Source organism: Hyphomonas beringensis (assembly GCF_000682755.1).
GTDB classification, from domain to species: domain Bacteria; phylum Pseudomonadota; class Alphaproteobacteria; order Caulobacterales; family Hyphomonadaceae; genus Hyphomonas; species Hyphomonas beringensis.
In genome coordinates this window covers 179,106-197,415 of sequence record NZ_AWFF01000032.1, presented here as the reverse complement: position 1 = coordinate 197,415, position 18,310 = coordinate 179,106, and the positions used below count along the sequence as shown (strand labels likewise).

At 58.4% G+C, this 18,310-nt stretch carries 19 protein-coding genes; 15 read left to right on the top strand and 4 right to left on the bottom strand.

Annotated elements, in window-relative coordinates; genetic code table 11:
• The 3 genes from coaD to queA are packed head-to-tail and all read left to right on the top strand — an operon-like array spanning nt 1 to nt 2,481.
• Nucleotides 1-498 (top strand): pantetheine-phosphate adenylyltransferase, encoded by a 498-nt coding sequence (coaD, locus tag HY29_RS07650; RefSeq protein WP_034795002.1) that lies wholly within the window; start codon nt 1-3, stop codon nt 496-498.
• Nucleotides 495-1,397, top strand: coding sequence for a peptidylprolyl isomerase (locus HY29_RS07645; RefSeq protein ID WP_034794999.1), 903 nt, complete (start codon nt 495-497; stop codon nt 1,395-1,397). The genes coaD and HY29_RS07645 overlap by 4 nt, the downstream gene beginning before the upstream one ends.
• 28 nt (nt 1,398-1,425) lie before the next feature.
• Nucleotides 1,426-2,481, top strand: a complete 1,056-nt coding sequence (gene queA, locus HY29_RS07640) for a tRNA preQ1(34) S-adenosylmethionine ribosyltransferase-isomerase QueA (RefSeq protein ID WP_034794997.1) — start codon at nt 1,426-1,428, stop codon at nt 2,479-2,481.
• A 62-nt stretch (nt 2,482-2,543) separates the two neighbouring features.
• Here the strand turns inward: queA and HY29_RS07635 are convergent, their stop codons facing one another.
• The 4 genes from HY29_RS07635 to HY29_RS07620 form a co-directional block, all read right to left on the bottom strand.
• Nucleotides 2,544-3,023, bottom strand: coding sequence for a PaaI family thioesterase (locus HY29_RS07635; protein ID WP_034794994.1), 480 nt, complete (start codon nt 3,021-3,023; stop codon nt 2,544-2,546).
• Nucleotides 3,020-3,391: a tRNA-binding protein gene (locus tag HY29_RS07630; protein WP_034794991.1), complete on the bottom strand. Its 372-nt coding sequence runs from the start codon at nt 3,389-3,391 to the stop codon at nt 3,020-3,022. Before HY29_RS07630 ends, HY29_RS07635 begins: the two co-directional genes overlap by 4 nt.
• A gap of 3 nt (nt 3,392-3,394) precedes the next feature.
• A complete protein-coding gene (locus HY29_RS07625) occupies nt 3,395-4,162 on the bottom strand; it encodes an SDR family NAD(P)-dependent oxidoreductase (protein WP_034794988.1) in 768 nt (255 codons plus the stop codon).
• An 82-nt stretch (nt 4,163-4,244) separates the two neighbouring features.
• Nucleotides 4,245-5,912 carry a DUF262 domain-containing protein gene (locus HY29_RS07620; protein ID WP_034794985.1) on the bottom strand — a complete coding sequence of 556 codons (1,668 nt, stop codon included), beginning with the start codon at nt 5,910-5,912 and terminating at the stop codon, nt 4,245-4,247.
• A 112-nt stretch (nt 5,913-6,024) separates the two neighbouring features.
• On the opposite strand from HY29_RS07620, the gene HY29_RS07615 reads away from it, so the two are divergent.
• The 12 genes from HY29_RS07615 (at nt 6,025) to HY29_RS07560 (ending at nt 18,310) form a co-directional block, all read left to right on the top strand.
• The gene (locus HY29_RS07615; protein ID WP_034794982.1) at nt 6,025-6,861 is read left to right on the top strand and encodes a fumarylacetoacetate hydrolase family protein; all 837 of its coding nucleotides are present in this window, start codon (nt 6,025-6,027) and stop codon (nt 6,859-6,861) included.
• 16 nt (nt 6,862-6,877) lie between these two features.
• Entirely contained in the window at nt 6,878-7,600 is a 723-nt protein-coding gene (locus HY29_RS07610; RefSeq protein WP_034794981.1) for an MBL fold metallo-hydrolase, read from the top strand.
• Between the two features lie 312 nt (nt 7,601-7,912).
• On the top strand, nt 7,913-9,142 hold the full coding sequence (locus HY29_RS07605) for an EAL domain-containing protein (RefSeq protein ID WP_034794980.1): 1,230 nt from the start codon (nt 7,913-7,915) through the stop codon (nt 9,140-9,142).
• A 68-nt stretch (nt 9,143-9,210) separates the two neighbouring features.
• Nucleotides 9,211-9,705, top strand: coding sequence for a hypothetical protein (locus HY29_RS07600; RefSeq protein ID WP_034794979.1), 495 nt, complete (start codon nt 9,211-9,213; stop codon nt 9,703-9,705).
• Nucleotides 9,706-9,736: 31 nt separating this feature from the next.
• Nucleotides 9,737-10,588 carry a TIGR01459 family HAD-type hydrolase gene (locus tag HY29_RS07595; protein ID WP_034794978.1) on the top strand — a complete coding sequence of 284 codons (852 nt, stop codon included), beginning with the start codon at nt 9,737-9,739 and terminating at the stop codon, nt 10,586-10,588.
• Between the two features lie 58 nt (nt 10,589-10,646).
• Nucleotides 10,647-11,078: a MaoC family dehydratase gene (locus HY29_RS07590; RefSeq protein WP_034794977.1), complete on the top strand. Its 432-nt coding sequence runs from the start codon at nt 10,647-10,649 to the stop codon at nt 11,076-11,078.
• A complete protein-coding gene (ribF, locus tag HY29_RS07585) occupies nt 11,078-12,001 on the top strand; it encodes a riboflavin biosynthesis protein RibF (RefSeq protein ID WP_034794976.1) in 924 nt (307 codons plus the stop codon). The genes HY29_RS07590 and ribF overlap by 1 nt, the downstream gene beginning before the upstream one ends.
• Nucleotides 12,002-12,073: 72 nt before the next feature.
• Entirely contained in the window at nt 12,074-12,592 is a 519-nt protein-coding gene (locus HY29_RS07580; RefSeq protein ID WP_034794975.1) for a type III secretion system chaperone family protein, read from the top strand.
• Nucleotides 12,593-12,785: 193 nt separating this feature from the next.
• Nucleotides 12,786-15,791 carry an isoleucine--tRNA ligase gene (ileS, locus tag HY29_RS07575; RefSeq protein WP_034795203.1) on the top strand — a complete coding sequence of 1,002 codons (3,006 nt, stop codon included), beginning with the start codon at nt 12,786-12,788 and terminating at the stop codon, nt 15,789-15,791.
• A 61-nt stretch (nt 15,792-15,852) separates the two neighbouring features.
• On the top strand, nt 15,853-16,380 hold the full coding sequence (gene lspA / locus HY29_RS07570) for a signal peptidase II (protein WP_034794973.1): 528 nt from the start codon (nt 15,853-15,855) through the stop codon (nt 16,378-16,380).
• A 30-nt stretch (nt 16,381-16,410) separates the two neighbouring features.
• On the top strand, nt 16,411-16,905 hold the full coding sequence (locus tag HY29_RS07565; protein WP_034794971.1) for a DUF3035 domain-containing protein: 495 nt from the start codon (nt 16,411-16,413) through the stop codon (nt 16,903-16,905).
• A 49-nt stretch (nt 16,906-16,954) separates the two neighbouring features.
• On the top strand, nt 16,955-18,310 hold the full coding sequence (locus tag HY29_RS07560; RefSeq protein ID WP_034794969.1) for a M16 family metallopeptidase: 1,356 nt from the start codon (nt 16,955-16,957) through the stop codon (nt 18,308-18,310).

The following is an 18,310-nucleotide window of genomic DNA, read 5'->3' as shown; positions in this document are numbered from 1 at the left end:
TTGCATCGTGTCGGACTTTATCCAGGAACTTTTGATCCTCCGACGAACGGGCATGTCGATATTATCGGTCGGGCCCGCAAACTGGTAGATACGCTCATTATCGGCGTTGCCGTCAACGAAGCCAAAAAGCCTCTTTTCTCGCTGGAAGAGCGGGTCAAGATGGTTCAATCCGAATGTGAGAAACTGGATGGGCCAGGGCTGGCTGAGATCAAGGTCATGCCGATGCATGGCCTGCTCATGAAATTTGCCGAGGCCAGTGGCGCGCAGATTATCGTGCGGGGCCTGCGGGCCGTTCAGGACTTCGAATACGAATTCCAGATGACTGCCATGAACGAGCAACTGAATCCCGAGATTGAAACCGTGTTTCTGATGGCCGATGTTAGACATCAGGCGGTTGCCTCCCGGCTCGTGAAGGAAATCGCGAGTCTTGGCGGCGACATAACGCCTTTTGTAACGCCTGAAATCAAAAAGGCTCTCTTGGAGAAATACGGAAAATGAAACTGGTTGCCATCGCGCTTGCCGCCTCCGCCCTCGCCCTGACAGCTGCGGCAGATACAACGGAAGATGCAAGCGCGGCGAGCGAGGCAGCCCCGCAATATACTGTGGCCGAAGCCAAGGCGGACCCGGCGCACTGGCGCGCCGTGGACCCCGAGAATTTGTTCATTTTCAACACGACCAAGGGCCGTGTCGTTATTGAGGCTTTCCCGGAAATTGCTCCGAAACACTACAAGCAGTTTTCGACGATCATTCGCTCCGGCATGTATTCCGGCACGAAATTCCACCGTGTGATCGAAGGTTTCATGGCGCAAGGCGGCGACATTCGGGCGATCAATGGCGAAGGCTCCGGCCTGCCAAATATCGAGGCGGAGTTCACTTTCCAGCGCAAACCGGAAGAAATGCCGCTGGAATACTCCATCGGCTATCCGGAAGATGCTGAGGGCGGCTATATCAAGGGGTTCCCGATTGCTACGCGTCCGCTCTGGATTGCGCAGGATTTTGGCAATGAGACGGTTGAGAGCTGGATACCGCATTGCAAAAGCGTCGTTTCCACGGCCCGTCTTGGGGACAATGTGAATTCCGGCAATTCCCAATTCTTCCTGATGCGCGGCTATGCGGACCATCTGGACAAGAATTACACGGCATGGGGCCGGGTGATCTCTGGCCAGGATGTAGTCATGTCCCTGAAAAAGGGCCCGGATGCGCGAGACGGCCTGGTGACGGATCCCGATATCCTGAACTCAGCCAGCGTGGCGGCTGATATGCCGGCGGCCGACCGCCCGAAGGCCTGGGTGATGCGGACCGACACTGAGGACTTCGCCAAGATGCTCGACGTCAAGGAAGGCGACATGCCTCATGTCTGTGACCTTCCGGCGGTTCCGGCTGTCGTCGAGAACTAGGCCCTGCATCTGCCCCGGGGCAAGGCACATGGATATTTCAGCTTTCCAGTTTGATCTGCCCGAGCGGCTGATCGCCTTGCGGCCTGTTGAGCCGCAGGATTCTGCGCGCCTTCTGGTTGTGCATGGGAATGGGCGTCTTGAAGATGCATGCGTCCGTGATCTGCCGAAATACCTGTCTTCTGGGGATGTGCTGGTTTTCAACGATACGCGCGTTCTGCCCGCGGCGTTGAAAGGCATTCGGCCAGCAAGGGATGAGACGGGGCAGGATGTCGTCTGCGATGTGAACCTTACCGAGCGTATTGATGCGGAAACCTGGCGCGCGCTGGCGCGGCCGGGCAGGCGGCTTAAGGAAGGCGATGTCATTCAGTTTGCGGATGGGTTTTCTGCAGCCATCGTCAACCGTATGGAAGGAGGCGAAATCGAATTGCGGTTTTCCCTTTCAGGAGACGCCCTGACTGCTGCGCTCGACGCGTATGGCGCGATGCCCCTGCCGCCTTATATTGCGCGCCGCCGCCCTGCGGACGCCAAAGACCGGGAAACCTATCAAACGAAGTTTGCTGGCGAAGACGCGGCCTCTGTCGCGGCGCCGACGGCTGGTCTGCACTTCACGCCGCGTTTGCTGGCAGAGATTGATGCTGCGGGGCTCTCACGCCAGACCGTGCGGCTGCATGTCGGCCTTGGAACGTTCAAGCCGCTTGAAGAAAAGCATTTGCAGGAAAATCGCCTTCATGAAGAATGGCGCCGGCTGACCCATGAAACGGCGAGCCTTCTGAACCAGACACGGCGGGATGGACACCGCGTTGTGCCAGTCGGCACGACAGCGATGCGGACCCTTGAAAGCTGTGTGGACACGGAGGGTGTCCTGCATGCTGCCACAGGCCCAACCGACATCTTCCTGAAGCCGGGCGATGCAGTTCGGGCCACGGATGCCTTGATGACGAACTTCCATTTGCCCGGATCCAGCCTATTCATGCTGGTCTGCGCCCTGATGGGAACGGACATCATGCAGGCCGCCTATGCACATGCCATAGAGAATGAATATCGCTTCTATTCCTATGGTGATGCCTGCCTGCTGTTGCCATAAGAAAAGCCCCCAAGCCGTGGCATGAGGGCTTTTGTCAGATTGGGGCTCTGCCTGTGGCCTTGTTACTTTGCGGTGGTATCCGGACGGAGCTCTTCCATGGATCGGATCGCTTTTGCTGCCGTGATGCGCGCCAGAAGGCGGCCCGACTCGTCTTTCCAGTCCGCCTCAACCAGGCCTGTCGTCCGTCCCCGGCTGACTAGACGTCCTTCAATCGTAATCAGGCCGTGGCGAACGGGCCGGAGGATACGCGTTTGCAGTTCCATGGTCGTGAACCATTCCTGATCCTCCAGGGCGCTGGCCATGGTGATTGAGACAATGTGATCTGAAAAGCCCGCAATCCAGCCTCCAAAGACGCGATTATCCCCAATGTCGCGGTCACCGGTGTTGGGCCATTCGTAACGTGTGTAGCCATAGGAGAATTCTTTCAGCCACAGATCTGGTCGGATGCCGAGATTGCGCAGGCCGACCGGCGGCTGCCATGTGCCATCTTGTAGATTGCTCAGAAAGGACTTGGCTTGTTTGGAAAGTGTACGCTCGGTCATGCGAGACGGGCTCCGTTTGGGACAGGCTGGTCAGGTGAAAAGAGAACGATGTCTTCAGAGGAGTCCGGAAAGCCCAGGGTCAACACTTCGGACATGAACTTGCCGATCTGGCGGGGCGGGAAGTTGACGACTGCCGCAACCTGTTTTCCGACCAGGGCGTCACAGTCATAATGCACCGTAATCTGTGCTGAGGATTTTTTCACGCCGACGCCCGGCCCAAAATCAATCTGCAAGCGGATTGCTGGCTTGCGCGCGCCTTCCAGCGGAGCCGCCTCCAGGATTGTGCCGATGCGAATGTCTACCTGCCGAAAGGTATCAAAGCTGATTTCTTCGGCAGGGCTGTTTTCAGGTCTGTCTGTCAAATGCATGATTTAAACAATCACCGTTCCGCCATCCACAACAATCATCTGACCCGCCATATAGGCGCCAGCCTTTGAGGACAGGAAAACCGCCGCCCCGGCAATGTCTTCCGGGTCACCAATCCGGCGCATCGGCGTGCCTTTCTCAATGCGGGCAACGAGATCAGGATTTTCCCAGAGGGCACGGGCGAAATCTGTCTTGATCAGGCCCGGCGCAACGCAGTTGACGCGGATATTGTGCGGGCCGAGTTCAATGGCATAATTCCGGGCAAGCTGGAAATCGGCCGCCTTGGAGATGTTATACGCGCCAATCGTGTTGGAGCCTTTCAGGCCGCCTACGGAGGAAATGATAACAATCGCGCCATCCTTGCGCTCTTTCATCTCCGGCGCGACGAGCTGGATCAGCCAGTGATTGGAGATGATATTGTTGTTCAGAATCTTCTGAAAAGATTCATCATCAATCTCTTCCAGCGGGCCGTAATAAGGGTTCGATGCGGCGTTGCAGACCAGAATGTCGATCTGGCCAAAGGCCTTGCGGGTCTCTTCCACCAGATGGGTCAGCTCCTCTTTGGAAGAGATATTGGCGGGGATCGAAATCGCGGTGCCGTCGCCATGCTTTTCATTCAGGGCTGCGGCGACCTCCTGGCATGGGCCGGGCTTGCGGGAGGAGATGACGACTTTCGCGCCCTGCTCGGCCATCTGCTCTGCGATGGCCTTGCCGATGCCGCGGGAGGACCCGGTAATGATTGCGGTTTTTCCAGTCAGGTCAAACAGGCTCATGTGTAACTCCCTTTGCCGATTATTGCCCGCAGGCTAAGCGTCCGGGCGATATTCGGCTAGGGGGCTCCCTAGGGAAACCTGTCTAGAGGTATTGCTGCAAAGCCCATTCCTGCATCAGGATTTCTGCCAGCCTTTCGGTCCGCTTGCGCACGACTTCAGATGTCCAGGCATCCTGATCGATCAGATCGCGCGTCAGGGCAAAGGCGTCGCCGCCTCCGCCATTGAAGTAAACTTCCTTCTTGGCGCGATAGTCCAGGCGGTCTGCCTTCTGGTTCACCTTGTTGGTCAGGAGGACGAAATTGCCCAATGTGTCACACTGTTCGCGGCGCTTGGCGGGGTCTGGCCAGGTGATCATCCAGTGGCTGTCCTCATGCACATTGCGTGGCAGGACGTGTTCCACAGTGGCATCTGATTCAGGCGCGATGGTGAAACCCCCATCAAGCGCAGCATTAAGACGCAGGGCCATGGCGCGGCGCTGACCGAAGGTAGCGAAGCGGCCATGCAGACGTTCAAAGGCGCGGCGGGCTTCATCCTTGCTGATGATGAAGGGGCTGTTGCGGCCATTCAATACGCGCTTGTTGGTAATGTTCTCGCTGACCTTGTTGAACCGTTTGTTACGCTGGTCCCTGTCAGGCAGGATCAGCATGATGACATAGGCCAGGCGTTCCAGCTTGTTGAAGAAGTCCGGTGCGTCCGGATCATCCACGCCGCGCTCGACGAGGAATTTCAGCGCAGGCGCGCGCCAACTCGCCTGATCCAGCGCACGCATCTGATTCAACTTATCGCTGATATGTGCCGCATGCTCCCCATTCGGCAGTTTCGCTGTCGTGACCAATTGATATGCTTCGACATAGCGGGGAAGAATGTCATCAAGAAACTTGTGCGGGGTCACTTTCGGGATGACGTTTTTGAGGAAGGCCGAGATCAATTCGCCCTTGGAAGACTTGTCATAGATGGAGCGGATCTGACGCAGCAGATCGTCAAAAGCTACACCGCCAAGAATGGCTTCGTGTTCCGACCAGCGCTCTGAATAGAAGGCGGCATCTTTCACATCAAACTTGGCGCGCTGGAACAGCTCGGTCTTGATGATATCATGCGCATCCGGCTCCTTCCCGCGTGTATTCAGAACACGGAATACCGTGAAGCCTTGATCCTTGTCGGCCACCACCACTCTTACCAATGCGCATCCATTCATGACGACCTCTGACAATTCATGCCGCTTGTCTTTTGACAAGGCGCGCAGGCGCTTCAGGAAGACTTTGACATTCTGCACCATCCGCTGCTGGCTTTCGCTTTCGCCCGGTTCGGATTCAATCGTCAGTGTCGCGCCTGGTGTCTGGATGGCGTGCCGGAAAAAGGGGCCGTCCATATGGTTCAGTGTCAGTCGCCATCCGGCAGGCTCGCCCAGCATGGGACGCGCCTCGTTTGCAATCAGGGAGTGAAGGTCCGCGTTGCGTGTCTTGTCTTCTTCAAGGTCTCGCAGAACCGCCAGAAGGATGGTCAGAGTGGTCAGCCGCTGCTGTCCATCCACGATTTCCAGGATGCCTTCCTCGGTGCCCTTGTTCAGCACAACGGCACCAATGAAGTGCGGCTTCTCGCTGTCTGCCGCATCCAGAAGATCATTCAGCAGTTCTCCTGCTTCGCGCTCTCCCCAAGAATAGCTGCGCTGGTATGGCGGCATGCACAGCTGGTCACTGGGACCAAAAATATTTCTGAGCGAGCTCTCCTGAGCGCGTACGCCGAGATCCATTCTGGCTTCCCCTCTACAAGCTTTCTGCCTAGCCCTTGCCAAGTGTCATCACAACGGCTCAAGAACGCTTTGCAATGGGTTTGAGGAAAAAGTGTGACAGGAGGGTAACGGTATGAGACTGGTCAGATATGAGGGGCTTGACGGTCCCCGGTATGGGTTGCTGGAGGGCGATGTGGTTCGCCCGACAACTGCGCGGACACTGCAAGGTGCTTTGACCGCTACAGCATCCGACGAGGCGGCTATCCCGCTCTCAGAGGTTGAGCTGCTGACGCCTGTCGAGCGGCCCCGGAAAATTCTGGGTATTGGGGTCAATTACGCGGCCCACGCTGCCGAGAGCGTGAGTTTTATAGATACCAAAAGCCCGCAGGTGCAGAAATGGTTCAACAAGCAGGCGACCGCCATCAACGCCCCGAATGGCCAGGTGCATCTACCGAAAGTTTCTGATCAGCTGGACTATGAAGTTGAGCTGGTCGCCGTCATCGGCAAGCGGGGCCGGCATGTTCCGAGAGAGCGGGCCATGGAAATTATTGCCGGCTTTTGTGTCGGCTGCGATTTTTCTGTTCGCGATTGGCAAAAGGCCAGTCAGACAATGATCATGGGCAAGGGGTTTGATACGCACGCGCCTTTTGGCCCGGCCATTGTGACACCGGATGAGATCAGCGACCTGGCATCGGTAAAGTTACGCTGCTTTGTGAATGATGAGCTGCGTCAGACGGGGCAGGTGCGTGACATGATCCACGATATCCCGGCCCAGATCGCGCATTTGACGGCGGCCTTCACGCTGGAGCCGGGCGATCTGATCTTTACCGGAACACCCTCTGGCGTTGGCGCTGGCCACACGCCGCCAAAATGGCTGAAGGCTGGCGACAGAGTGCGGTGTGAGATTGACGGTGTCGGTATCATCGAGAACGAAATCGTAAGGGAACCGGGCGAGACCATCATCGGATAAGGCGGAGGCATTTTTCATGTGGGGGAAAGATCTTCTGCTGGTTGCAATGGCCAGTGTGTGCGTGGGCTGTGGTCAGTCTGCCAGACTAGGCGATGAACCTACGGCGCAAACCGTCGCGGAGCCTCAGGTCAAGTCCACCGACTTTGCCATTCTTCCCTGCAAAGGTCTGGAAGAGACTGCCCCGTGCGCCATGGTTATGGCCGGGGGCAAACGTGTTCTGTTCGGCGCGCCGGGCGGCATCCGTCATACGCTCAGCCGCGAGGATTTGCGCAACATGGATGCCGTCATGCTGTTCTCGCTGAGATCGGAAGGTAGCGAAGGCCTCGACGAGATTCGCAATGCGAGTTGGCGGGCAGGGCATGAGGGCAGCCTGCTTGTCAGCGGCCCTTCCGGCACGGGCGCGTTCATCGGCGCCCTGAACCTGGCCTATGAGGTTTCCGACGCGCTGACCTTTGTGGAAGACCGTCCGGCGGGCGGATTTGATGCGGCGCTGCTGGCCCTCTTGCCCGGAGAAGATGAAGCGCACGCAATTGTCTTCAATACGGGGGATTTGCAGGTTACCAGGATCGAATCACGATCCAGCCGGGCTGGGTATTGGGTGGACTATGAAGGCCACCGTGTTGTGCTGGAGCCGTGCGGCGCGAATCAGGCCGAAGAATTCGCCGGAGATGCCGATGTGATTCTGAATTGCGAATCGGGATGGCCGCTGAAAACGCCAAAATTTGTGATTCAGGATTAAATTTTGCCAGAAAAACGACGGGGTTCTGCGTTTCCACAGAACCCCAGTCTCCCCCGGGATGCCCCCGCTCTGGCCAATCAGATGGCCACAGACCGGTGGTTCCAGGCCTTATCTATCCACTGGTATCGCTCAGCTCGCGGCTTGTCCATGTGCGCTGTGACTGCCATGCTGAGCTTCATATGGCGTGTGACAGGTTGGCAACGGTGATGTGACAGGATTGCCGCATTCGGCGAATTCCTTCATTTCCATGCAATTCGTTAACCAATTGGGCCTATCTGTTAACGTTGATGGATTGTATTGGGTGCTGACCATATGACTTTTGTCCTGTTCCTTCTGTACGCAGCCATTGGGGGCGCCGCGGGTTACGGCATCTTCACGCTGACGGATGTAGGCCTGCCGCTTTCGATTGTCGGCGGGGCAGTCATCACAGCTTTGCTGGGCCAAATTCATATTCTGATGAAATCCTCCAACTCCACGAAAGAGCTGGATGATCGCATGGGCCGCGTCGAGAAGAGTGTTCGCGACAATTATGAGCGCATGGATGTGGTGGAAGCCCGTACCGAAGCTGTCGAAACTACCATCAAGCATGAGCTTACAGAGCGCCGCGACGCGCTGGTTTCAGAGATGAAGCAGCTGGAGGGGCTGATTGATCGCCTGTCGCGCAGCTTTGAGAACAAGCTGGCCGAAACCAGTACACAGGCTGCTGTGGCTCCGGAAGAGGATGCTGTCCTGCGCGATGTGCGCGACGCCCTGAAGGATGGCCGGGTGGATTTGCACCTTCAGCCCATCGTGTCGCTGCCGCAGCGTCGCGTCTCCTTCTATGAGGGCTTCACGCGCCTGCGCCGTCCAAATGGCTCTCTTTTGCTGCCGGCCGAGTTTCTGGATGCAGCCCGTCGGGCCAAGCTGATGGGCATCATTGATAATCTCACCTTGTTCCGCTGTGTGCAGATCGTCCGTCGCCTGGCAGAGCGTGATCGCCGCGTTGGCGTATTTTGCAACATCGCAGCCTCCTCGCTGGAAGACGCGACATTCTTCCCGATGTTCCTGGAATTCATGACCGAGAATCGCGATCTCTCCGGCGCCGTGATTTTCGAGATCCGCGCAGACCGCTTCGAAATGCGGTCCCGCACTATGCGCGATAACATGGACAAGCTGACGGCACTTGGCTTCCGCTTTTCCATCGACCATGCCGACAATCTGGAATTGGACCTGCCGCGCCTGCAGTCAGCTGGCGTGCGCTTTGTGAAAATGAATGGTGCATCGTTGATCGATCAGCTGCGTGACCCTTCCGGCCCTCGTCCTGTTTCGTCCATCAATCGCCGTCTTGAAGGCGATGAAGTCAGCGCTGTTTTCTCGCGCTATGGCATCACGATGGTCGCGGAGAAGATGGAAGACGAGGCCAGCGTGGTCGAGATTCTCGAATACGATATTCCTTACGGGCAGGGCCATGTCTTCGGCGCGCCGCGTCCGATCAAGACTTCCCTGATGGAAGAAACCGCGCCGCCGCAGGAAATGGTCCAGCGCCTGTCCAGTTTCGGCTGAGACTTTATAGCTCCCTGAATTTGCCCCATTCCTGATGTCTCCTGCCACCTGACGTGGAGGTGGACATTATGCGACTTATTCCGATTGCCCTCGTGACGGGGCTTTGTGGTTTCGCAGCGGCCGAAGCACCCGGCGTGCAGGCGATCACCGCAGACTTGCCGGGACCAGTGGAGTTTGAGGCACCCGAAGCGCTTCAGACCCTGGAAGAAGGCATTGTCCTGCTGGACCTCAACATTGTTTCGGACATGGACCCCGGCATCAAACTCGCCGATGGCAGCTGGGGCACACTTGAAGGCTGTGAGTTCGGCGCTGTGGAAGCCGAGACTGTTATGGTCAAAACAGGGTCCAACCACATGCTGCTGGAAGTCCGGCTGGGGGATCCCGATGAACACGCTGCGAATTTGCTGTCCTGCAATTACAGGCCCGATCTGATCTCTGCTGACGGCTTCGGGCATCTGACGCGCCTGAAGGGCTGCTTCTATGCGCACAATATTGCGATCCCGACGGCGGTGCACTGGCGGCTGAACCCTTTACCGGCTCAGGCCTGCGGTATCGGCGATTGACCCGTAACGCAGCTGAGCCTACCTCGCAGAGATGACTGATTTGAAGTTTCCGGGCGGACTGTCCGAGATCGCAGGCCATTATGACGCCATCCTGTGCGACGTCTGGGGCGTTATCCACAATGGACGCCAGGCCTTTGATGAGGCTTGCGATGCGCTGACCAATTTCCGCAAGGCTGGCGGCAAGGTCTGCCTGATAACCAATGCGCCGGTTCCAAAGGCGCAGGTTGTGGACCTGTTCGAGCCCTTGGGGGTGCCACGCAGTGTCTATGATGATTGCGTGTCTTCCGGCGATGCAACACGTAACGTTCTGGTGCGCCACCGCGACAAGACAATCTGGCGTATGGGGGCAGATTCCGGCTGGGAGCGCGACAAGTTCCTTTATGAAGGCCTGGACCTGACCTTTGGCGAACCGGATGAGGCCGACATGCTGCTCTGCATCGGCCTGCGGGACCAGCTGCGCGATCACCCGTCTCAGTATCGCGACGAGTTGCAGCCGGGCGTGGACAGGGGACTGCCGATGATCTGTGCCAATCCTGACAAGCAGGTCCGCGTCGGCGGCAAGTTGCTCTGGTGCGCAGGCGCTCTGGCAGAGATTTATGAGGATCTTGGCGGAGAGGTCATCTATCCCGGAAAGCCGCATAGCGCGATTTATCAGCTTTGCCTGGAACGTCTGGGCGATGCTGCAGAGGATACGTCACGTATTCTTTGCATCGGAGATAGCCCGGCGACAGACATGCGCGGCGCGCGTCAGCAGGGCCTCGACCGGCTATATGTCGGAACAGGTTTGAAGGAGCATGGCGAAGACTTCAAAGCCGAGGTAACTGACCTGCTGGCAGACTATGGGGAGACCGCGACTTACGCGATGACTGGCCTCAGATGGTGACGCGCTGCGTTGCAGCGTGTAACGAAATTGCCGGAAAACAATCAGGAGCCCGAGTCGGATGAGCGCATTCACCGGATATAAGTACGAAGATCTTGAGATCGGCATGGCCCATGAGACCGTGCATACCATCACCGAAAATGACATTCAGCGCTTTGCTGAAGTGTCTGGGGATTTCAACCCGCTTCACATGTCCGACGAGTTCGCGGCGAAGACTGTCTTTGGCAAACGTATCGCCCATGGTGCGCTGACCGCCAGCTACATTTCGGGTATTCTGGGCAATATTCTGCCGGGCCCGGGCGCCATCTTCATCGGACTGTCCATGCGCTTCAAACGCCCCGTTCACATTGGTGACGAAGTGACGGTGCGTGCCGAAGTGGCCGAGAAGAAAGATCGCGGCAATCGCGTCACTCTGAAAGTTGAGTGCACGGTCGACGGCAAGCGGGTGATCACCGGCGAAGCCGAAGTCGTCGCGCCCCGCCGGGACGCATAATGACGATCTATGCAGACTATCGCGGATTGCCGGGAATCGCGCGTGGGGCGTCCATCGCGCTGGGCAATTTTGATGGTCTGCACATTGGCCACCGCGCCGTCATTGCGGCGGCAGAGAAGGCTGGCGGCGGGAAGTTCTCGGTGGCGACGTTTGAGCCACCTCCACGCGCCTATTTCCGTCCCGGCGATCCGCCCTTCCGGATTTTGCGACCAGAGCGCCGCGACGCCGCCATTCTGGCGCTTGGCGCGGACTCGGTCTTCGAGCTGCCGTTCAATGGCGAAATGGCTGCCAAGACGGATGAGGAGTTCGTCCGCCAGGTTCTGGTCGAGGGGCTGGGCATCAGCCATGTCGCGGTAGGCTTTGACTTTCGCTTTGGCCGCGGCCGAATGGGGCATGCGCAAAGACTCTCCAGTCTTGGACGCGCGCTCGGCTTTGGGGTGACCATTGTCGAGGAAGTGCAGGAGCATGAGGCCAAGGCATCTTCCACCGCGATCCGCGAAGCCCTGAGAGCTGGGGAGCCGGAAGTCGCGGCGGACATACTTGGTTATAACTGGATCGCCGATGGCCCGGTTGTGTCGGGCGAGCGCAATGGCCGGAAATTTGGTTTCCCGACGGCGAACATGCAGATGGGTGAACTGGTGCATCCCAAGCATGGCGTCTATGCCGTGCGTGCGCGGGTCGACCGCGCGGGAGACTGGCTTCATGGCGTTGCCAATTTTGGCCGCACGCCCACCACAGGTCTGCGCGATCCGCTGCTTGAAACGCATATCTTTGATTTTGACAGCGATATTTATGGCGCCTGGCTGGAGGTGGAGATGGTTTCCTATCTTCGACCTGAGCTGAAATTCGACACGGTCGACCTGATGATTGACCAGATGGGCCGGGACGTGATCGAGGCGAAATCCCGGTTGAAGGCCATATAAGCCACCAATTTCGCCAAATCGCTGCCGCATTCACTTCGTAAGCTTTGGGGTAGAGAAGGCAGAGGTGCGGGCGTGTTCAAGCTGGTGATGAGTGCAGGGATTGTACTGGCGATGTGTGCGCCAGCGGGCGCTGATGTCTCCACTGAACCGAAGCGCTCCCCTTATTTCCTCGTTCATTCCGTGACTGTGGATGATCTGAAGCTGATGCTGGATGATCTGGGCGCGTCTTTCATGGCCGCCGGCAAGAATGCCGAGGGTGCACCCTTTGTTTTCGGGCAGATGCCGGATGGAATGACCTTCGGCGCCTATACGGTCTGTGCCGGGGCTGGCGGGACGGATTGCCGGGGCATTGAGTTCATGGCCGTATATTCTTCGCGGGTCAGTGTGGCCGATGTTATGGACATTGACCGGGATTATGCGGCGGTATCTCTCTACAAGGCGGACGACAATACGGTGCATGTGTCGCGCTATGTCATCCTGGACAACGGGGTCACCTGGGCAAATCTGATAGAGAATGCCAATGTTTTCCATCTGCTGTGCGGCAAGGTTTCCGACCGGTTGATGGCGATTTCCGAAGATGCGCCGCAATAGTGACTTCTTAAGTCTGTGCTGCTAGGCAAGCGGCATGGCACGGATTTGCTGCATACGAATTAGCCGCCCGGCTGCGCGCTGACCCGTTCGACGGGGCCGCGAAGCCGGGAAGTCATGCTCTGCAAACATGAAAAAAGCCGTGGCCATTGCCCGGCATTTCCGTAAAACACGCCAAAACTGCCATAGGCCCGAAATGACCGATTCCCTGACTGCCCGCGATTACCGCGATACGCTGTTCCTGCCTTCCACCGAGTTTCCGATGCGAGGCGGCCTGCCCAAGCGCGAGCCCGACTGGATCAAACGCTGGGATGATCTGAAACTGTACGAAAAGATGCGTGCCGATGCGAAGGCGCGCGGGGCTGAGCAGTGGATCCTTCATGATGGCCCGCCCTATGCGAATGGGCACATTCACCTCGGCACGGCGATGAACAAGATCGTCAAGGACATCATCGTCCGCAGCCACCAGATGGCAGGCTTCGATGCCGCCTATCTGCCGGGCTGGGACTGCCATGGCCTGCCCATCGAATGGAAGGTGGAAGAAGAGTTCCGCTCCAAAGGCAAGACGAAAGACGACGTGCCGCCCGGAGAGTTCCGCGCCGCCTGTCGCGCCTATGCCGAAAAATGGGTCGACATCCAGAAGGCCGAATTCCGGGCACTCGGCATCGAGGGTGAGTGGGACAATCCCTACCTCACCATGAAGTTCGAGAGCGAAGCCTCCATCGTCGGCGAATTCCTGCGCATGGCGATGACTGGCTCTCTCGTGCGCGGCGCGAAGCCGATCATGTGGAGCCCGGTGGAACGCACAGCGCTCGCCGAAGCGGAAGTCGAATACCAAGACCGCAAAGTGCCGGTGATCTGGGTGAAGTTTCCAATTGCTCAGATGGACGACCCCTTTGCACCAAATGCCGACGCGGTTGTGATTTGGACAACCACTCCATGGACCATCCCGGCCAACCAAGCTGTCAGCTTCAATTCCGACATTGATTACGGAATCTACGAAGTCCAAGAGGTGGCTTCCGAGGAGGAGTTGGGATTCAAACCATACGCGGTAGTCGGAGAAAGACTGGTCATCGCAGACAAGCTCGCCGACAGCGTCTTTGATGCTGCAAAGGTGAGTAAGTGGAAGCGTCTGGATGGGGTGAAGTTTGGCACGACAACTTCGTTCGATCAGCTCCTTCACCCGCTTCACGCGATGGACCCGTTTTTCGCCCATGACATCCCGCTCCTCGCTGGCGAACATGTCACCGACGATGCGGGTACGGGCTTTGTGCACACCGCGCCCGCGCATGGTGAGGACGACTTCAATGTCTGGGTCGAGTCCGGCCGCACGACGCAGGAGATCCGCCAGATCGTTGACGCGGACGGCTGCTACACGCCGGACGTGCCGCGCTTTGGCGGCATGGATATCATCCGCACCAGCGGCAAGAAGCGCGGTGAGCCGGGCAAGGCGAACCCGGAAGTCATCAAGGCGCTGGCCGAGAGCGGCAATCTGCTCGCGCGCGGCATGACGACGATCCGCGATGCGCACTCCTGGCGCTCCAAGGCGCCGGTCATCCGCCGGGCGACGCCGCAATGGTTCATCTCGATGGACAAGCCGGGCCCGAACGGCAAGACGCTCCGCGAGAACGCGCTGAAGGCCATCGACGAGACCGAGTTCTTCCCGGCCGTCGGCCGCAACCGCCTGCGCTCCATGGTCGAAGGCCGCCCGGACTGGCTGATCTCTCGCCAGCGCAACTGGGGCGTGCCGATCACCATCTTCGTCAACAAGTCTGGCCAGCCGCACACCGCTGCGCTGCCGAAAGAGCAGGCCGACGCGCTGAACGACGCCATCAAGACCGCGATTTCCAAGGGCGGCGTCGAAGCCTGGTTCGATACACCGGCGGAAGATTTCCTGAGCCCCCTCGGCCTGTCGGCCAATGAATGGGACAAGGTAACGGACGTGCTCGACGTCTGGTTCGACTCGGGAACCACGCACGCCTTCGCGCTACGCGAGCGCGGCATCATCGATCCGGAAACCGGGCAGGCGGACCTCTACATGGAAGGCTCTGACCAGCACCGAGGCTGGTTCCAGTCATCCCTGCTGGAATGCTGCGCCACGCGCGGCATGGCGCCTTACAAACAGGTGCTGACGCACGGTTTCATCGTCGATGCCGACGGCAAGAAAATGTCGAAATCGATCGGCAACACGATCGAACCGGAGCAGATCCAGAAACAGTATGGCATCGAGATCCTCCGCATCTGGACGGCGTCCGGCGACTATACCGAAGATCTGCGCATCTCTGACGAGATCATCAAGGGCTCTGTCGAGACCTATCGCAAGCTGCGCAACACGGTGCGTTACATGCTGGGCGCGCTGGATGGCTGGACCGAAGAAGAGGCCCTTCCCAAGGAAGACATGCCAAGCCTAGAGCGCTGGGTGCTGCATCGCCTTGCCGAACTCGATCAGCAAATTCGTGCGGCCTACACCGTGTATGACTTCAAGCGCATCATGTCGCTGCTGATCAATTTCTGCGGCGTGGACCTGTCGGCGGTCTATTTCGATATCCGCAAAGACAGCCTCTATTGCGACCCGCGCTTTGAGACCCTCTCTGCCTGGGATGACAAGACAGCCCGCTACGGCAATCGCCGCCGCGCTGCCCGCACGGTGATGGCGGCCGTTCTGGAACGCCTGCTGACCTGGCTTGCGCCGGTCATGCCGTTCACGATGGAAGAGGCCTTCCTGGAAAGCCATCTGAAGTCCAGCGCGGAATCCGTGCACCTTCTTCAATTTCCGAAAACACCGGAAGGCTGGCTGAATACAGATCTTGCTGCCCGCTGGGCCAAGATATTCACGGTCCGCCGCGTTGTGACAGGCGCGCTGGAAGTGGAGCGCCGGGAGAAGCGTATTGGCGCATCGCTGGAGGCAGCTCCGAAAGTCTACATCGCAGACAAGGCGCTGATCGATGCGTTCAAGGGCGAAGACCCGGCAGACCTGTTCATCACGTCTGGCGCAAAGCTGATTCACTCGGCGAGCGCAGAAGGCGGCGGGTTCACGCTGGACGATACGAGCGGCGTGGTCGTGTATCCGGAGAAGGCAGACGGCATCAAATGCCGCCGCAGTTGGAAGTATTTTGACCCGGCAACCGCAGACCCGGATTTCCCGGATATTACGCGGCGTGATGCCCTGGCCGTAAAGGCCTGGGATAAGGTGGCAGGATGAGCTGTGGGCAAAGTGCTCAGAATCGCTTGATTGGATCGCCTGAAGCTGCAATCTGCCGGGCATGAAGTTGAAACCCGGCTATATCTGGGCGCTGGCGCTCATTCCGCTTGTCGTTGTGGTGGACCAGTGGTCGAAATGGCTCATCCTGAATGAGCCACGCCTCAACGCGCTCTCCTGTCTGGAGGGCCTGACACGCTGCGGCCACATCCCTGTCGCCGGGCCAATTGACGTGACCATGGTCTGGAACCGGGGCATGAGCTACGGCATGTTCCAGTCCGAAGGCATTGGCCGGTGGATCCTGGCGATCCTGATGCTGGTGATCGCCATTGGCTTCCTGTACTGGCTGGTACGCCATGCAGAGGGCTGGCTGCTCCGGTTGTCGCTGGCGCTGGTTGTCGGCGGGGCATTCGGAAATCTGATAGATCGCGTGCGGTTTGGCGCTGTTGTGGACTTCATCAATGCTGGCGCGCTACATTTCCCATGGGTCTTTAACGTGGCCGATGCTGCAATTAGTGTTGGTGCGGTCTTGCTGTTTGTTGACCAGTTCGTACTGTCGGGCCGTAAGCAGGCCGGTAAACAGCCTGAGTAATAGTTAATGTGAAGGCGAGGACGCCCTGATATGAAGAAACAGATTTTCCTTCTAGCTGCAGGCGTAGCGGTTGCTGCGTCAACGGCCTGCACGTCCTCGGGCGGCGGCGCGCGCACACCGGATGAGTTTCGCGTCGTCACCATGGCGCCGCTGACGGTTCCACCAAACTACAAGCTGCGTCCGCCATCGGCTGGCAGCTCTCTGCCGCCTGAACTGGACGGCTCCCGCAATGAGACGGCGACTGCCTTCGGAGCGACGATCGGCCGGGATGCCAGCGCTTCAGAACGTGCACTCGTCGCCGCAGCGAATGCCAATGCGGTTGACCCGATCATCCGCACCGAAGTTGATTACGAAGAGACCAAAACGCTTCGCAAGCCCAAGAGCATTGCGGACCGTATTCTCTTCTGGCGTAGTGATGATGAAGAGACGATTGCCGGCTTGGAAAGCGACAGCGCAACCGGCGGCGAAGAAGTCATTATCGAGCGGACGAATGAAAAAGCCCGCATCAAGCTGCCAGGAACCTGAGACGCCTGACACTCATGCATAATCTCGACATCTGAGAGGAAGAAAGCCCATGAAACGGATACTTACCGGGGGGCTTTTTGCGCTCTCGGCTGTCCTGTCTACCGCCAGTGCGGATGATACGGACTGGGCCCCTACCACGTTCAGCCTGGACAATGGCATGGAAGTGGTGGTCGTGCCCGATCATCGCGCGCCAGTCGTCACGCACATGGTGTGGTACAAGGTTGGCGCCGTTGACGAAGTGCCGGGCAAATCGGGCCTCGCGCACCTGTTTGAGCATATCATGTTCAAGGAGACCGATGATCTTGGGCCTGGTGAGTTCGATGACATTGTCTCCCGCAATGGCGGTGTGAACAACGCGTTCACCAGCTGGGACTACACAGCCTATTACGAGCGTGTGGCCAAGCAGCATCTCGGCACGATGATGGCGCTGGAAGCTGAGCGCATGACGGACCTGATCATCAATGACGACCCGGAAGGCCCGTTCATTTCAGAGCGCGATGTCGTGAAGGAAGAACGCCGTCAGCGGATCGACAATAATCCCGGTGCTATCCTTCAGGAAATGGTTCTGTCCGAACTCTGGAAGGATCACCCCTATGAGATCACGGTCATCGGCAAGATGGACGAGGTCGCCGCGCTGACGCCGGAAGACGGCATGGCCTTTTACAAGGAATACTACAGCCCGGAGAATGCCATTCTGGTCGTGGCCGGAGATGTGACGCCGGAAGAAGTCCGCGTCATGGCGGAAGAGCATTATGGCCGTATCAAACCGACCGGCACCGCCCATGGCAATCGCAAATGGGAATCCGTGCCGCTGCTGACGGAAACCAAGGAGCTGGAATACTCCGATCCGAAAATACGACAGCCTAGCTGGAGCCGCTATTACAATGGCACCTCCGAAAGCCGCGACCGTGACTTCTCCTACGCGCTGGATGTCGGCCTGGAGGTTCTTGGCGGTGGCATGACGAGCCGCCTCTACCAGTCTCTCGTGGAAGAGCAGAATGTTGCAATCAATGTGAACACGGTGGCGTGGACGACGCTGCACGATGAAGGCCCGGCCGTTATCAGTGCCAGCCCCGCACCTGGCGTCTCGCTTGAAGAACTTGAAACAGCCGTGATGGCGGATCTTGAAGAGGTGCTGGCCGAAGGCTTCACCGATGAGGAAGTCGAGCGCGCCCGCAACAAGCTGGCCGCGAGCGCGATCTATGCCCGTGACAGCCAGAGCAACATGGCCAATGTGTTTGGCTCCACACTGGCGCTCGGTGGGACGGTGGATGATGTGCTGGACTATCCTGATAATATTCGGGGCGTCACCACGGAAGAAGCGCTGGCCGCTGTCCGCAAGGTGTTCGGGCCTGACCGCCACTATATCGAGGCGCACTTGCTGCCTGCTGAGGGAGATTCCTGA

What these genes read in the sequence shown, in the direction of transcription:
- HY29_RS07645 (WP_034794999.1), top strand. Translation starts at nt 495, where the DNA reads ATGAAACTGGTTGCCATCGCGCTTGCCGCCTCCGCCCTCGCCCTGACA.
- HY29_RS07590 (WP_034794977.1), top strand. Translation starts at nt 10,647, where the DNA reads ATGAGCGCATTCACCGGATATAAGTACGAAGATCTTGAGATCGGCATG.
- HY29_RS07560 (WP_034794969.1), top strand. Translation starts at nt 16,955, where the DNA reads ATGAAACGGATACTTACCGGGGGGCTTTTTGCGCTCTCGGCTGTCCTG.
- HY29_RS07600 (WP_034794979.1), top strand. Translation starts at nt 9,211, where the DNA reads ATGCGACTTATTCCGATTGCCCTCGTGACGGGGCTTTGTGGTTTCGCA.
- HY29_RS07625 (WP_034794988.1), bottom strand. Translation starts at nt 4,162, where the DNA reads ATGAGCCTGTTTGACCTGACTGGAAAAACCGCAATCATTACCGGGTCC.
- HY29_RS07635 (WP_034794994.1), bottom strand. Translation starts at nt 3,023, where the DNA reads ATGACCGAGCGTACACTTTCCAAACAAGCCAAGTCCTTTCTGAGCAAT.
- HY29_RS07620 (WP_034794985.1), bottom strand. Translation starts at nt 5,912, where the DNA reads ATGGATCTCGGCGTACGCGCTCAGGAGAGCTCGCTCAGAAATATTTTT.
- HY29_RS07595 (WP_034794978.1), top strand. Translation starts at nt 9,737, where the DNA reads ATGACTGATTTGAAGTTTCCGGGCGGACTGTCCGAGATCGCAGGCCAT.
- HY29_RS07610 (WP_034794981.1), top strand. Translation starts at nt 6,878, where the DNA reads ATGTGGGGGAAAGATCTTCTGCTGGTTGCAATGGCCAGTGTGTGCGTG.
- HY29_RS07615 (WP_034794982.1), top strand. Translation starts at nt 6,025, where the DNA reads ATGAGACTGGTCAGATATGAGGGGCTTGACGGTCCCCGGTATGGGTTG.
- HY29_RS07605 (WP_034794980.1), top strand. Translation starts at nt 7,913, where the DNA reads ATGACTTTTGTCCTGTTCCTTCTGTACGCAGCCATTGGGGGCGCCGCG.
- lspA (WP_034794973.1), top strand. Translation starts at nt 15,853, where the DNA reads ATGAAGTTGAAACCCGGCTATATCTGGGCGCTGGCGCTCATTCCGCTT.
- queA (WP_034794997.1), top strand. Translation starts at nt 1,426, where the DNA reads ATGGATATTTCAGCTTTCCAGTTTGATCTGCCCGAGCGGCTGATCGCC.
- HY29_RS07565 (WP_034794971.1), top strand. Translation starts at nt 16,411, where the DNA reads ATGAAGAAACAGATTTTCCTTCTAGCTGCAGGCGTAGCGGTTGCTGCG.
- ribF (WP_034794976.1), top strand. Translation starts at nt 11,078, where the DNA reads ATGACGATCTATGCAGACTATCGCGGATTGCCGGGAATCGCGCGTGGG.
- ileS (WP_034795203.1), top strand. Translation starts at nt 12,786, where the DNA reads ATGACCGATTCCCTGACTGCCCGCGATTACCGCGATACGCTGTTCCTG.
- HY29_RS07630 (WP_034794991.1), bottom strand. Translation starts at nt 3,391, where the DNA reads ATGCATTTGACAGACAGACCTGAAAACAGCCCTGCCGAAGAAATCAGC.